The following is a 14,293-nucleotide window of genomic DNA, read 5'->3' as shown; positions in this document are numbered from 1 at the left end:
CCGAGCTTTAGACTAAGCGGCGTGCACGTGATCTTCGACAACCCCGTCATCCCCGGCAACACTGGCAACACGATCCGCCTCTGCGCGGGCACCGGGTTCACGCTCCACCTGGTCAAACCGTTGGGCTTCCTGCTGGATGACAAGCATCTGAAACGCTCCGGCCTGGACTACCATGACCTCGCCGACGTGCAGATTCATGAGGACATCGAGTCCTGCTTCGCGTCGCTTATCGACGCACGCATCTTCGCCTTCACCACCCACGCCACCCGCCACTACACAGACGTGGAGTACCGGGACACAGATGCGCTTCTATTCGGTACGGAGCCGACGGGGTTGCCCGAGGAGCACTCCCACCACCCGCGCGTGACAGACCAGTTGCGCATCCCGATGCTGCCCGGGCGCCGGTCGATGAATCTGGCTAACTCGGCTGCCGTGGCCTCCTATGAGGCGTGGCGGCAGTTGGGGTTCCCCGGCGGGGTGTGAGGGGGAAGTTTGCGGGTGCGGAGCTCGTCGATAAGCGCCCAGGCGTCGGGCGTAGCGAGGTCGCGCGCGCACATCTTCACGGTGCCGGGGACTAACTCGAAGCGCACGTGCGCCAGGTTGAGACGGCGCTGAATCGGGCCCTGGCGGAACGTGATTTCTTGGATGTGGGGCACTTCGATGAATGCGAAGCGGCGGCTCAGCAGGCCGTGGCTCGTGGTCGCCATGGGGATGCCGCCCACGAGGTCGAGGGAGACGGCTTGGCAGGACGCGTCGATCGGCGACGGGATGCGGGCGCGCTTCGGCGAGCGGAGATCCCAGTCGGGTTCTGTGATGTGCGTGCAGGTGAGCGGGCTAATCGCTTCGATGAGCGCGACCGCTTGCTTGTACGAGCCCACGGGAAGCAGCCGCGACGTGCCGGACTGTTTATTGGACTCGCGGCCGTACCCGGCGATGTTCACGGTGACCGACCACCACCCGAAGATGCGCCACAGCACCGGTTGGGACAACCCGATCGCGTGGATCCGATCCAGCGGCACTGCTTGGCGGCGGCGGTTGGCCAGACCGTAGCTCAAGTTCACAACGTCGCCGTCCAGCGTCGCGGTGTAGCGCCATGACTGGTCGATCTGCCGCCAGATCTGCGGGATGAACCCGGCCAGGACCGGGAGGATGACCGCCAGGGTGAGCTCCGTGAAGATCGGAATGAACGACCATGCGACCGTGAACACCGTGGTCAGACGCAGTGCCGCGCCGGCGAGCGAGCGCGCGACCGGAATCGGTTCAACGAGATAAGCGCCCGCAGTCTGTGTGAGCGTGTCCAGCTGCTCGTCGGTGCCCTGCTGCGCGATCTTTCGCAGTAGTTCCGTGCGGACATTCTCTGCTTCCGTGCGGGGCAGGTAGCCGATCTCGATGGCAGAGTTGGACCCTCCGGCTGCCTCGACGCGCACAGCCGCAAGGCCGATAAGGCGCGGGGCGAGCGGCTCGACAACGTCGACAGCTTGGATACGGTCGTACCGCGCCGCGCGCACCTTGGTGGAGATGACGCCCCGTTTCAACTCCACCTCATCTGTGCCGAGGCGGAAAGTCGTGCGGTACCACCACACCTGCGAACCGAGGAAAACCAGAAACAGAGCCACCCCTGCCCCGCCGGCGACCTGGCCGATGGTGGCCCATGTCAGGTCGCGCTCACGCAACGCATCGGTCACGAACGTGAAGAAATTGAACACGATCAGCGTGACAATCGCCGCCACGCCAGCCCACACGCGCAGCAGCGGAGTCAGACGGTGGACGCGGCGGTACCGCGGGACAGTATTCACAGCCCGCTCATCCGTTCACGAGCTTGGAACGCAAGCCGCTCACGCAGCGCATCCGCTTCCTCGGCGGGTAGCCCCGGAATGGTCGCGTCCGTTGTCGCGGAGGCCGTGTGCAGTGCCAACTCTTTAAGCCCCAGCGGACGCGTGAATGGGCCGGTGCTGACATCGACGTACTGGATCCGGCCGTACGGCACCACTGTGAAATTCTGGGTGATCTTGCCTTTGGTGATCAGCAGCTCATTGTCTGTCTCTAACCAGCCGGTATTGCGCACCCGCAACGGAATCATGATCAGCTGAAAGACATACCAGAGGCCGATGGCGGCAGCACCCCACCACCACACGCCGCCAAGCTGGTGCTGGGCGAGGCCGAAGCTGCCAGCTAGGACCGCAGCCCAGGTCGTCTGCGAGATATAGCGCGCGGTGATGAGCTTGCGGCTCACCGGATTCATGCCACTGACATCAGTAGGCATCTGTGCTGGCTGGTTCAGGTGCGAACGGCGGCGATCCGGCGATTCTGCTTCGTGGGCGCCCTGCATGCGGTTCAGCCTAGCGTGCGGTGACCTCACCGAAGCGCCGGGCAAGCGGTGCGAGCGTCGCCGGACGAGCCGCCACCCACGCCGCCGCGACCACCGCCAGCGACACCAGGAAGATGATCAAGCCCGTCCAGTTCCCCGCGTACTCCGACGGGTCCGTCGAGCCTTGCGCCGCGTACATGTGGTTGAGGTTGCGCAGCGCGCCAGTAGCCAAGACCAGCCCGACGTGAATCACGATGAACACCACGAAGTAGATCATCACCGGGAAGTGCAATGCCCGCGCCGCCTGCGCAGGGAAGACCTTGTTCCATCGGGCCGAGTTGGCCGGCCAGAAGCTACTCATGCGCACACCCGACAGGATCGCCAGCGGTGCCGCCACGAACACTGTGATGAAGTACGCCAGCTGCTGCAGGCCGTTGTAGTGGACCCAGCCGTTTTCCGTGGGCCAGTTCAAGGACAGATACTGCAGCCCGGCCGAGACCGCATTCGGGAAGACGTCCCAGCTGGTCGGCACAATCCGCATCCACTGCCCCGTTACAAACAGCAGCACACCGAACACCAGCCCGTTGACCACCCACAAGATATCGAGCACCTGGTGGAACCACAGCGTCAAACTGATCTTCCGCCCGCCCTTCTTCGGCCGCCAGTACGCTTCAGGGCGGCGCTCGGTGCGGATCTGCATGCCCGTCCGGATGATCAGCACCATCAAGAACATGTTGAAAAAGTGCGACCAGTTCAGCCACGCGGGAATGCCCACCGGCGCGCTCTCCGGCATCGGTGCATAACCGGGGTACTTCTCCACGAACTCCTGGCCCGTCTCCGTACCCAGGAACGCTCTGGCGCCCCCGACACCCAGTGCAAGCAACACCAGTGCGACCACCGCAGCGATCCACACCCAGCGCCTCCGCTTATCGACGCCCCGCGCCACCGTCGTCCCCCCACCACTCTTCTCCCCAGCGGGTGTGGTGGGAGCAGGTTTGGCTGCAGCCGGTTTGGGTGCGGCGGGAGCCGGCGCAGCAGCCGGGGGTTTCGGTGCAGCAGCAGCTGGTGCCGCTGCCGGAGGTTTCGGAGCGGCAGGTGCTGCAGGTGTTGTAGGCGCAGCGGGCGGTTTCGGTGCAGCAGGTGCCGCCGGTGGTACCGCCGCAGCAGGAGGCTGTGGCGCGACAGGTGCCGCTGGTGCAGCTGGCACCGCTGGGGGCTTCGGCGCTGCGGGAGCCGCTGGTGCCGCTGCCGGAGGTTTCGGAGCTGCAGGTGTTGTAGGCGCAGCGGACGGTTTCGGTGCAGCAGCCGGGGGTTTCGGCGCTCCGGGAGCAGCCGGTGCAGCCGGTGCAGCCGGTGCAGCCGGCGCGCTTGGGGCGGCCGGGGGTTTGGGCGCTGCAGGAACGTTGGCGTTCGGAGTGTCGCCCGCTTTGGGGATGTTGTTTCCAGTCATTACAGAATCAGACTATCCAACCTCGAGGGGTGCTCTGAATTTAAGTCGCTCTGGGAGGCCTTTAGATTCACACTCCCCTCTTGCAGGATCGGCCTTGGAATACTGTTGGCGGTTTTCCGGAATACTGCTCACGCAAACGTGCAGGTCAAAAGCATGCGTTTCGGCTGATGTGGCCGAGCAGTATTCCACCCCAGAATCGAGCAGTATTCCGGTCTGGCTCTACCCCGACTGACTGCCTCCCCCGGCGCCCACCTGGCACCTGCCCCCGCTAGTGGAAGTCACGCGCCCCGCGGGCGAGCCAGTCACCCATCTCCAGCGGCTCGAATTTGTCGGCGATGATGCTCACCGCGCCGGTGGCGTTTTCCACTATGCCGCGGATGATCAGTGCTTTGGCGGTGCGGGCAAGCACTTTCTGGCGGTTCCACAGCCCGACGGGAATGACCACGTTCATCAGCCCGGTTTCGTCCTCCAGACCCATGAAGGTCACCCCACCGGCGGTGACGGGGCGCTGTCTGTGGGTGATCACGCCGGCGATGCGCACGCGGGTGCCGTCCTCAACACTCATGAGGTCCGCGGCGGCGACGACCCCGTTGGCGCCTAGCGCCCCGCGCAGCATCTCCATCGGCATCAAGCCGGGAGTGACACCGGTCGCGGCAACGTCAGCAGCCATGAGCTCGAAAGCGTTCATGCCGGGCAGTGCCGGTGCCGAGATCGCAGAAAGCCCAGGAAGCATCCCGTCTCGCTCGGTGGCGGCAACACCTGCCTGCCACAGTGCTTGCCTGCGGTCCACCCCGAAACAGTCCAGCGCGCCGGCTCGCGCTAAAGCCTCGACGTGCTCGACCGACAAGTCAGCCCGGCGCGACAGGTCAGGAATGCCGGTGAACGGCTGGGCAGCTTCGATCCGCTCAGCGGCCTTGTCACCCAGTCCCTTAATCAAGTTCATGCCGACCCGGATGGCAGGATCCGCACCGGAAACAGCATCCACAACGCAGCGCGCTTCGCACCCAGAGTCATTCACGCTGACCGGCAGCACGTCAATGCCGTGACGGCGCGCGTCCTGGATAAGCGACTGCGGCGAGTAGAACCCCATCGGCTGCGCGCGCAGCAGGCCCACGCAGAACTGCGCCGGGTAGTAGCGCTTGAACCAGGCGGAGAAGTACACCAGCGACGCGAACGATTGGGAGTGGGACTCCGGGAACCCGTAGGCGGCGAACGCGACGATCTTCTGCCAGAGTCTGTCGGCGACGGCACTGTCAATGCCGTTCGTCTCACGGCAGCCGTCGAAAAAGCGCTGCCGCAGCGCCTCCATCTTCGCCGGGGACCGCTTCGACCCCATGGCGCGGCGCAGGGAGTCGGCTTCGGCACCGGTGAAGCCTGCGGCGTCGACAGCAATTTGCATGAGTTGCTCCTGAAACAGCGGAATGCCCAGCGTGCGGCCGAGGGATTTCTCCAGCACCGGGTGGTCGAACTCGATTGGCTCGCACCCATCGCGGCGGCGCAGGTACGGGTGCACCGACCCGCCCTGAATCGGGCCGGGGCGAATCAGGGCGACCTCCACCACCAGGTCGAAGAACTCGCGCGGTTTCAACCGCGGCAGCGTGTTCATCTGGGCGCGGGACTCCACCTGGAAGACTCCGACGGCGTCGGCGCGGGCGAGCATGTCGTACACGGAAGCGTCGTCAAGCGGAAGCTCCCACAAGCGCACCTCGCGGCCTGTGGTCTCGCGCACGAGGTCGATCATGTGGTGCAGCGCCTCGAGCATGCCCAGGCCGAGCAGGTCGAACTTGACCAAGCCTGCCGACGCGCAATCGTCCTTGTCCCACTGCACCACCGACCGGTCCTCCATGCGGGCCCATTCGACGGGCACGACGTCGGCAATCGGGCGGTCGCAAATGACCATGCCGCCGGAGTGGATGCCCAGGTGGCGGGGTTGGCCGCGCAATTGCTCGGCTAGCGAAGAGACAAGACTCGGCGGTTCTGAGAGCCCCTTTGACCAGGCATCTGCCGCACCCTGCGGGTATCCGAGCGCGCGGGCGGCGTCGCGCACCGCACCCTTTGACCGGTACGTGATCACGTTGGCCACCTGCGCGGCGTTGTCGCGGCCGTAGGTGCGGTAGACGTACTGGATTGCTTCCTCGCGGCGGCCGGATTCGATATCAATGTCAATGTCCGGCGGCCCGTCGCGGTCCGGCGAGAGGAACCGCTCGAACAGCAGCTGCGCCGAAATCGGCTCCACATTAGTGATCCCCAGGGCGAAGCAGACCGCCGAGTTCGCCGCCGACCCGCGCCCCTGGCACAGGATGTCGGACTCGCGGCAGAAGTCCACAATGTCGTTGACGATGAGAAAGTAGCCCGGAAACCCCAGCTGCTCGATGACGTTCAGTTCGTGCTCGATCTGTGTGCACGCCCGCTCACGCACGTCAGCGGGACGCGAGGCGTAGCGCTCCTCGCCGCGGACACGCACGAGATGGCGCAGCCAGCTCATTTCGTCGTGGCCGTCGGGCGTGGGAAAGAGCGGCAGTTGCGGCGCGACAAGGTTGAGTGTGAACGCGCACTCGGCCGCCAGATCGACGGTGGCTGCGAGCATGTCCGCGCACCCCGGTGCCATCGCGAGCAGCTGCTCGCCGCTGCGCAGCCAGTTCGCGCCCATTGGGTGCAGGTCGCAGTACGCAACGCCCATTGCTTGACGACGCGCCAGCGACCTCTTCGCCCCCGCCAACCGCGCCCCCTGGCGCGTAGCCGCCCCGGGTGCCGCACTGATGATCGCGGGGACGTGCGGGTATGCACGCAACGCCTCGTTATGGTCGGCGTCTTCGGGGAGCATGGTGGCAGTGAATTCGCGCACAACCCGGTCGGGGCCGAAGTATTCGATCAAATCATCGATACGGTCCGCCCACTGCCAGCTGGCCAGGACGGTGCACGTCCCGGCAAGCTCATCGGCAATCACCGGCAGGGGCGGATAGAGGACTTTGTCTTTCTCCCCCGTTGCCATGTGGGCGGCGGCCATGAGGTGCGACAGGCGGCGGTAGCCTTCGGGGCCGCGGGCGATGACGGACAGCGGAATCACCGAGTCATCGCCTGGGCCGCCATCGTCGCGCGGGAGCGACAGCTCCGCACCGAAGACTGTGGGCATGCCCACTTCTGCCGCTGCCTCAGCGAATTTGACCGCGCCGTAGAATCCGTCCCGGTCCAGCAGGCCGACTGCCGATAGGCCCAGTTCTTGCGCCCGGGCCACGATCTCTTCCGGCTCGCTCGCACCGCCGGTGTCACTGAGGAAACTGTAGGTGGACACGGCGTGCAGCTCGGCGAACGGGACGGCAGGTGCACGGCGGGGCGCGGTGCCTGCCGACCCATCCCCCAGCGCGGCGCCGCCTTCTGCTTCGGCTCCCTCTGGCGCATAGACCGCCCCGGCGGGCGTGCCCGTGTGCTTGACGGGCACAGGAGTAGGCCCGGGACGGCCGGAGAGGATCCTCTCCAGCCGCGACCAGGACATTCTCTCGCCGCCATGGAAACGCACGCCCCCAGAATAATCGCGGTCGAAACTTTGTTCCAATCAGCAACGGGCGCGGGGCCGTATCCAGTGCCGGCATAGCAATGGTTGGTGTGAACCCAAACTAGACTAAGCGGTCCGTTAGGTGTTAGATTTTCGAAGTCATATTTGACCACCCCTAGCAAGAAAGTGCAGGAAAAGATATGCGCTTCAACCGCATCATCGCGACCGCCGCAGCCTCCGTTCTGGCGGCAACCGGCCTGGTCGCATGCTCTGACGAGTCGGCAGACAACGCAGCCGGCAAGAACAACGGCGGCGACGATCAGGTTGTCCGGATCGGCACCACCGACTCCGACCAGAAGGCTTGGTCTGTCTTCATGGAGCTGGCTGAGAAGGAGGGCATCACCCTCGAGCTCACCCCGTTCACCGAGTACCCGCCGGTCAACCCGGCGCTGGCTCAGGACCAGATCGACATCAACAAGTTCCAGCACATCCTGTACCTGGCTGAGTACAACGCCTCCTCCGGCGACGACCTGAAGATCGTCGGCTCCGGCGAAATCAACACCCTGGGTCTGTTCTGGAAGGACCACGACAGCCTCGACGACATCGAGGGCCAGAAAGTCGCCATCCCGAACGACCCGTCCAACCAGGGCCGCGCCATCAACGTGCTGGTCCAGGCTGACCTGGTCAAGGTCAAGGACGGTGCTGACACGCTGAACCCGACCCCGGCCGACATCGACAAGGATGCCTCCAAGGTTGAGGTCACCCCGGTCGACGCGTCCCAGACCCCGACCGTCTACAACCAGGGCGACCCGGCCGTGATCAACAACACCTGGTTGGGCCGCGCCGGCATCGACGCATCCACGGCCGTCTTCGCAGACGACCCGAACTCTGAGCTGGCGGAGCCGTACATCAACATCTTCGCTGTCCGCGCAGACGACGTCGACAACGCGACCTACGACAAGCTCGTGGAGATCTGGCAGTCCGACGAGGTCACCGAGGCTCTGAACGAGGACTCCAACGGCACCGCTGTCCAGGTGGAGAAGACCAAGGAGGAGCTCGACGAGATCCTCAAGCGCCTGGAAGAGGACTTCAAGTAATGGCACCCACCGGCACCCGGATTGAGTTCCGGAACGTCCACAAGACGTTCCGCTCCAAGAAAGGCGGGGCGGATGTCGTCGCACTCGACAACGTCAACCTCACCGTTGAACCCGGTGAGATCTTGGGCGTCATCGGATATTCGGGTGCCGGCAAGTCCACCCTCGTGCGCATGATCAACGGGCTGGACACCCCGACTTCCGGTGAGATTCTGCTCGACGGCACCAACATTGTCGGCATGCCTGGCAAGCAGTTGCGCGACGTGCGCCGCAACATCGGCATGATCTTCCAGCAGTTCAACCTGCTCACCTCGCTCACTGCGGCAGGCAATGTTGAGTACCCGCTGAAGATGACGGACATGAGCAAGTCCGAGCGCGCCGCCCGCGTGCAGGAGCTCCTCGAGTTCGTCGGCCTGGGTGAGCGCGGCAAGAACTACCCAGAGCAGCTGTCCGGCGGCCAGAAGCAGCGCGTCGGCATCGCCCGTGCGCTTGCCACGGATCCCTCGCTGTTGCTTGCCGACGAGGCCACCTCCGCCCTCGACCCCGAAACCACCCAGGAAGTCCTGGAACTGTTGCGGGTGATCAACCAGCGCACCGGGATCACCATCGTCGTGATCACCCACGAGATGGACGTCATCCGCGCCATCGCGGACAAGGTCGCTGTCATGGAGGCCGGCAAGGTCGTCGAATACGGCTCTGTCTACGACGTGTTTTCTAATCCGAAAACGCACGTGGCGCAGCGGTTTGTGTCGACGTCGTTGCGCAACACTCCGTCGAAAAGCGAAGAGCGCGAACTCTTGGGCGGCGACGGCCGACTGTTCACCGTCGACTTGTCGTCGAACTCCGGGTTCTTCTCCGCGGCCGCGAAGCTGCAGGAGCAGGGCGTGGGGCTCGATGTCGTGCACGGCAGCGTGACCACCCTGCAGGAACAGTCCTTCGGCAAAATGACGGTGCGCCTGACCGGCGACAACCGCGCCATCGAGGAGTTCTACCGCAGAATGCAGGAGACCACCACCATTCACGAAATCACCGGCAACACCACTGCTGAGATTGGGGAGGAGAAGTAAATGACTGAGCAGATCCTCGCCCAAATGGACTGGGACCGCCTGGGCCCCACATACCTCCAGGCCATTCAGGACACGCTGTTCATGGTGATCATCACCATGCTCGTCGGCGGGTTCTTCGGCCTGATCATCGGCATGTTCCTCTACACCACCCGCGCTGGCGGTGTGCTGGAGAACCGGTTTGTCTACTGGACGCTGAACATCCTGGTGAACTTCTTCCGCCCCATCCCGTTCATCATCATGATCGCCATGCTTTACTCCGTGACTCTGTCGGTGGTAGGCACGACGATCGGACGCGGGGCGGCCACATTCGTCATGTGCGTGACCGCGACGTTCACTGTGGCGCGCATCGTGGAGCAGAACCTCGTCGCCATCGATCCCGGCGTGATTGAAGCAGCCCGCGCGATGGGTGCTGGCCCATGGCGCATCATCCGCACCGTGATCGTCCCGGAGGCACTCGGCCCGCTGATCTTGGGCTTCACCTTCATCTTCATCGCCGTGATCGACATGTCCGCCATGGCCGGCTACATCGGCGGCGGCGGTCTGGGTGACTTCGCCATCGTCTACGGTTACCGCGCGTTTGAGCCGCAGGTGACGTGGCTGGCAGTGATCACCATTGTGGTCATCGTTCAGCTCGCCCAGTTGCTGGGCAACGTGCTGTCGCGGAAGGTCATGCGCCGATAAGTTCGAGCTTTTCGACGCCCCAGTACGTACCCGTTTTCGGTTCGTCGCCGCAGGAGGAAATCACTCCTGCGGCTTCGTTTTGTGTAAGGGTGACTGCGAACTGGCGCGGCCCCCGGTGCGTATCGTCGGCAAACACGATTGTGGCTGCACCGTCGCCAACGGTTTCGTCCACGAGCGTGAACTGGCCGTAGGCGACATCCTCGCCCTCGTTCTGCAAGTGGGCAGCCACGGCGATCTCGGCGGCCTGCGCCGACGCCGACAACGTTCCGCGTCCTCGGTTGCCGGGAACGAAGTACTGCGCGCGCATCGCCGCGCCGATCATCGCTTCCGTGGCCTCCAGATTCATCCGGCCGAAGCTATACCCCCACGGCATGAGCAGCATTGCCGGGGCGAAACGGTGCCCCTTGACATGCGAGGTCTCCCACACGATGTCACCGGTGCGGCGGAACGGATAGCGCCGCTCCAGCTCCATCACCAGCGGGCGCCCCTTCACGGCACAGCAACGGTCGCGCTTCGCGTGCGTGCACACCAGCAGCAGTGGCGCGATGCGCGTTTGCCCGCCGTTGAGGCCCGGCGCGGAGAAGTCCATCTCCAGAAGGTCCTCAACACCATCGACGTGGTGGACCTCCGTGATTCCGACATCTGAAAAGACGGTGTACAGGTGCGGCTTGTCAATGTCGCGCCCCTCCCGCGTGGGGTGACGGATGAGCTGAAGCGAGGCATCGAATTTCTTCAGGTGCGCTTTGAGCTTCGCGGTGAGCTCCTCACCTAATGTTCCACCGTCGAGAACATCGTGGCTCCAGGGGCCGGGGTGCTCGAACAGGACATAGGTCCCCGCCGTTTTGGCGGTGCCGGGCAGCGGTTCGACTTCGACATCGGAACACATTGGCTGGCGGGGAGCGGGCATACTTCTTAGGGTAGCCTATCTCGCTCTCAGGTATATAAAGCCTCGATCCGCCACTGCTGCTTCGACCACAGCAGTAGCCACGCCGCACGCTCATTGCCTGCAGGCTTCTCCCCTACCACCTGCAGGCGAGCGACCTTTTGGGGGTTGTCGCCCCACCAGCCTTCGTCCACAGGCCATGGCCCCGCCCAGCCGGTGACCACGTAGCGGTGCTCGCCCCACCCCAGCGCGTACGGCTCTCCCGTCAACAAGGCTTCCGCGGTGACGCCGACGTGCTTCGCGTCCGCACTGATCAGCTTCACCCGCGATGCTGGGTGGTCCAGACCGCCGCCGATCCGGGCAGGCAGCGGGGCCAGGATCGCGCCCGGCCATGACGCAGCCGCTGCGGCACCGGCGGCCTCGCTGTCCTGTTCGCCGAAGGGGACAAGAGCGATGCGCTCGGCAACGCCGCGGCCCCCGGCAGGGCGGGGCTGAACGACGGCATCAATGCCCAGCGAGGACTGGATCCGCTCGGCGACGCGGCGGGCTTCCCGGGCTGCTTCCTCCGACCCCGCGGCAGCACCGCCCCAGAGCTGACCGGCCGGTTCAGGTGCCGCGACCTCCAGCGGCTCCAGAATGAGCGAGGCGATCGCGCCCGCTCCCCCGCCGGTGAGCCACCCGTCGAGCTGCCAGCGCACGCGGTCGGCAGTGGCCCCCTCAGTCAGGGCATCGCGGGTGCGCCAGATGCGTTCAAGGGAGGTACCGTCGCTCAGCTCCGCTTTCACTTTGAGCCGCACGCAGTTCTGCCCAGCGTCAGCAAGCCGCTCGTGCAAGCTGGCGGCCAGCGCGCGGGCGGCGAAGGCAGCGGCGTCGACGCGGTCGATCGGATCCTCGGGTGTCACGGACACCGCGAGATCAGTCGTAGGCAGCTCCGGGGCGACGCGGCGGTCCGGCGCACCCCGCGCAATCCGGTGGCAGTGCAGCCCCGTCTGGCCGAAACGCGTCGAGATTGCGGTGGCGGGTACGGCAGTGAGATCCCCCAGCGTGCTAATCCCCAGCTGCCCCAGCGACTTCACCGTCTCTGCATCTGCACCGAGCGCCGTCTCCGCTGTGAGCACACGCAACGGCTGGCTGGCCAGGAAGTCCACCGACCCGCCCGGCGGGACCACCGCGCAGGTGCGCGCGGCGACGACGGCCGTGGCAATCTCGTCTGCGATCCCGATGAGCGGGTTGATGCCGGGGCGTGATGCAGCGTCGATAAGCATCTCGGCAGCGCGCTCCTCACCGCCGTGGAACTTGCCTGCAGCCGCAATGTCCACGACGATAAGCCCAGGGCGCAACACCTCGACCGACGAAGCCACATCATCGAAACTGGCCGCGAGCGCAGCGAAGATGCGCCCGTCACGGTCCGGATTGTCGTCGACGACCGTAAGCCCCGGGCACACCGACTGCGCGTGGCGCACCTTCATACCGCGGCGAATGCCCAGCTTGCGGGCGGCGTGCGAAACGACCTTGATGCGGTGCTGGCGCGCGACGGCCAACGGCTCTGCCAGATCGTCTTCGAGGCATGCAGCCTGCACCGGCCAATCGGGGAACCATATGGCGGCGACGCGCATCTACGTCACCACCTTGAGCGCCGGAGCTGCCGGGGCTGCCACCGTCTCCCGAGCCTGACCGACGGTGACCGTGCCCGATGCCGGATGCGCGCTTTTCGGCTGCGCCCGCACCCGGATATCCAGCCCCGTGATGCGCCCTGTGCCCCGGCCGATCCCCCGGAACTCCTGCACGTCACCAGTGACAGTGAGCGCCGGTGACGGCACCGTCGCGCCGACGAGCATGAGCGCGGCCCGGCCTTTGCGCAGCTTGCCCAGCAGCGGACGCGCCCGCACCGGGGATAGCTCGACGCGCGCGCGGGTGCGGAAGACCACCAGATCCAGCCCCTCCACCAGCACCCCGGTGATCCCCAACGGGTCCACCCCGGGGTCCGGGACCGCAATGACACGATTCAAACACTCTGGCGGAAGCGCCGCGTACGACAGCTCCGGCCAGCCGACCACGCCGACATACCCGCCCACTTCGGTGATCTGCAGCAGCATCTCCACCACCAGTGCCGGGGTGTCACTCATGTGCGTCACCGCGTGGCGCGGCAGGCCGCCGCCGGGCAGAATATTCTCGAATTGCGTACCGAGTTCCAGGACATCAGCCCTTGCAATGTGGCCAGCATGAGGCCCGCCGAGCTGGTCCGGAACCTCCCCGCCGATCTGCGCCATGCGGGCGCGCAGCTGCGCGATCTGCTCGGTGCGAGCGGAACTGGCGGGACCAGCAGGCGCAGCGGAGCCGGAGGCGGCAGCCAACCCGGCCAGCGCCTCCACATCCACCTTGCGAACACTTGTTCCACTCACGAAGATGATTATGCTCGCCGGGGTAACCAAGGTCAATCGAAAATATCGAACATGCTTTCTATGCGGCGGAATGGCCTAGCGACTTCAGACCATGCATGACGCAATCTACTTGAAACCGTTTCGAGTAGGTTTCAAGTAGATCGATCTGCGCAGGTCAGACTAGATACAACGTGTTTCGAGTACGTTTCGAGTAGCTTTCGAGTACCTCGCGAGCGCCAAGCTGATCTTTAGTCCAGCGCGCGTTCCGACGCCCACCGCGTGAGCTGATGCCGGTTCGATGTCTGCGTCTTGCGCAGCACATTCGACGCGTGCGTCTCCACCGTTTTGACCGAAATAAACAGTCCAGACGCGATTTCCTTATACGTGTACCCGCGCGCGAGCAACCGCAGCACCTCGAGCTCGCGCCGCGTCAGCTTATCGACTACCGCCTCATCCTCCCCCGCCTTCTCCGGCTCCCCCGCAGGATCCTCGACAACCCCGCCCGACGCGAACGCATCGAGCACGAAACCGGCCAGCCGCGGCGAGAAGTACGCGTCCCCGCCGTGCACCTGAATGATCGCTTCGGCCAGCTCGGGCCCGTCGATGTTCTTGGTCACATACCCGCGGGCACCGACGCGGATCAGCGCAATGACGTCCTCGGCGGCGTCGGAGACGGACAGGGCCAGGTACTGCGGCCCGGGTGCCCCGGTGATCACGGCGAGGCCGCCGCCGTCGGGCATGTGGACATCGAGAAGCACCACGTCAGGCTGGGCCTCACCGATCCCCGCCACCGCGTCGGCGACCGTGCCGGCGTCACCAACGATCTCAATGCCGGGCGCCGCACTCAGCTCTGCCCGGACGCCGGAGCGGAAGACCGAGTGGTCGTCGACGAGGAACACCTTCACTGCCATGAACCCGACACTACCCCGCACCGAA

General features: G+C 65.2%; 12 protein-coding genes. 4 read left to right on the top strand and 8 right to left on the bottom strand.

What is annotated here, in order from left to right:
• Positions 1-21: 21 nt before the first annotated feature.
• Positions 22-483 carry a tRNA (cytidine(34)-2'-O)-methyltransferase gene (locus KBX19_RS07235; RefSeq protein WP_255994463.1) on the top strand — a complete coding sequence of 154 codons (462 nt, stop codon included), beginning with the start codon at positions 22-24 and terminating at the stop codon, positions 481-483.
• Here the strand turns inward: KBX19_RS07235 and KBX19_RS07230 are convergent.
• The 4 genes from KBX19_RS07230 to KBX19_RS07215 all read right to left on the bottom strand — a co-directional run bounded on the left by KBX19_RS07230 (position 441) and on the right by KBX19_RS07215 (position 7,251).
• On the bottom strand, positions 441-1,796 hold the full coding sequence (locus KBX19_RS07230; RefSeq protein WP_255998088.1) for a PH domain-containing protein: 1,356 nt from the start codon (positions 1,794-1,796) through the stop codon (positions 441-443). The genes KBX19_RS07235 and KBX19_RS07230 overlap by 43 nt on opposite strands.
• Positions 1,793-2,242 carry a PH domain-containing protein gene (locus KBX19_RS07225; RefSeq protein WP_255998160.1) on the bottom strand — a complete coding sequence of 150 codons (450 nt, stop codon included), beginning with the start codon at positions 2,240-2,242 and terminating at the stop codon, positions 1,793-1,795. The genes KBX19_RS07230 and KBX19_RS07225 overlap by 4 nt, the downstream gene beginning before the upstream one ends.
• Positions 2,243-2,339: 97 nt before the next feature.
• Complete coding sequence (locus tag KBX19_RS07220; RefSeq protein WP_255998087.1) at positions 2,340-3,254, bottom strand: cytochrome b/b6 domain-containing protein; 915 nt, start codon at positions 3,252-3,254, stop codon at positions 2,340-2,342.
• A 772-nt stretch (positions 3,255-4,026) separates the two neighbouring features.
• Positions 4,027-7,251 (bottom strand): error-prone DNA polymerase, encoded by a 3,225-nt coding sequence (locus tag KBX19_RS07215; protein WP_255998158.1) that lies wholly within the window; start codon positions 7,249-7,251, stop codon positions 4,027-4,029.
• A gap of 200 nt (positions 7,252-7,451) precedes the next feature.
• Here KBX19_RS07215 and KBX19_RS07210 point away from each other — a divergent pair, with 200 nt between their 5' ends.
• From KBX19_RS07210 to KBX19_RS07200, 3 genes are read left to right on the top strand one after another with little or no spacing between them, the layout of a single operon-like run.
• Positions 7,452-8,348: a MetQ/NlpA family ABC transporter substrate-binding protein gene (locus KBX19_RS07210; protein WP_255994460.1), complete on the top strand. Its 897-nt coding sequence runs from the start codon at positions 7,452-7,454 to the stop codon at positions 8,346-8,348.
• Complete coding sequence (locus tag KBX19_RS07205; protein WP_255998086.1) at positions 8,348-9,412, top strand: methionine ABC transporter ATP-binding protein; 1,065 nt, start codon at positions 8,348-8,350, stop codon at positions 9,410-9,412. The genes KBX19_RS07210 and KBX19_RS07205 overlap by 1 nt, the downstream gene beginning before the upstream one ends.
• The gene (locus KBX19_RS07200) at positions 9,413-10,093 is read left to right on the top strand and encodes a methionine ABC transporter permease (protein WP_005286491.1); all 681 of its coding nucleotides are present in this window, start codon (positions 9,413-9,415) and stop codon (positions 10,091-10,093) included. It begins immediately after the preceding gene.
• On the opposite strand, the gene KBX19_RS07195 is transcribed toward KBX19_RS07200, so the two are convergent.
• The 4 genes from KBX19_RS07195 to KBX19_RS07180 form a co-directional block, all read right to left on the bottom strand.
• Complete coding sequence (locus KBX19_RS07195) at positions 10,080-11,000, bottom strand: sucrase ferredoxin (RefSeq protein ID WP_050748763.1); 921 nt, start codon at positions 10,998-11,000, stop codon at positions 10,080-10,082. The two genes, KBX19_RS07200 and KBX19_RS07195, sit on opposite strands and share 14 nt — an antisense overlap.
• Before the next feature lie 26 nt (positions 11,001-11,026).
• Positions 11,027-12,592 carry a DNA polymerase Y family protein gene (locus KBX19_RS07190; RefSeq protein WP_255998084.1) on the bottom strand — a complete coding sequence of 522 codons (1,566 nt, stop codon included), beginning with the start codon at positions 12,590-12,592 and terminating at the stop codon, positions 11,027-11,029.
• Complete coding sequence (locus KBX19_RS07185; RefSeq protein ID WP_232210311.1) at positions 12,593-13,378, bottom strand: hypothetical protein; 786 nt, start codon at positions 13,376-13,378, stop codon at positions 12,593-12,595. It lies immediately after the preceding gene.
• A gap of 227 nt (positions 13,379-13,605) precedes the next feature.
• A complete protein-coding gene (locus KBX19_RS07180) occupies positions 13,606-14,268 on the bottom strand; it encodes a response regulator transcription factor (protein ID WP_255998082.1) in 663 nt (220 codons plus the stop codon).
• Positions 14,269-14,293: the final 25 nt, after the last annotated feature.

This window comes from Corynebacterium sp. CCUG 71335, assembly GCF_024454075.1.
GTDB classification, from domain to species: domain Bacteria; phylum Actinomycetota; class Actinomycetes; order Mycobacteriales; family Mycobacteriaceae; genus Corynebacterium; species Corynebacterium genitalium.
This window is presented reverse-complemented; position numbering and strand designations above follow the sequence as displayed.

Coding starts and splice junctions, on each gene's coding strand:
- KBX19_RS07225 (WP_255998160.1), bottom strand. CDS start 2,242: ATGAATCCGGTGAGCCGCAAGCTCATCACCGCGCGCTATATCTCGCAG.
- KBX19_RS07215 (WP_255998158.1), bottom strand. CDS start 7,251: ATGTCCTGGTCGCGGCTGGAGAGGATCCTCTCCGGCCGTCCCGGGCCT.
- KBX19_RS07210 (WP_255994460.1), top strand. CDS start 7,452: ATGCGCTTCAACCGCATCATCGCGACCGCCGCAGCCTCCGTTCTGGCG.
- KBX19_RS07205 (WP_255998086.1), top strand. CDS start 8,348: ATGGCACCCACCGGCACCCGGATTGAGTTCCGGAACGTCCACAAGACG.
- KBX19_RS07200 (WP_005286491.1), top strand. CDS start 9,413: ATGACTGAGCAGATCCTCGCCCAAATGGACTGGGACCGCCTGGGCCCC.
- KBX19_RS07195 (WP_050748763.1), bottom strand. CDS start 11,000: ATGCCCGCTCCCCGCCAGCCAATGTGTTCCGATGTCGAAGTCGAACCG.
- KBX19_RS07190 (WP_255998084.1), bottom strand. CDS start 12,592: ATGCGCGTCGCCGCCATATGGTTCCCCGATTGGCCGGTGCAGGCTGCA.
- KBX19_RS07180 (WP_255998082.1), bottom strand. CDS start 14,268: ATGGCAGTGAAGGTGTTCCTCGTCGACGACCACTCGGTCTTCCGCTCC.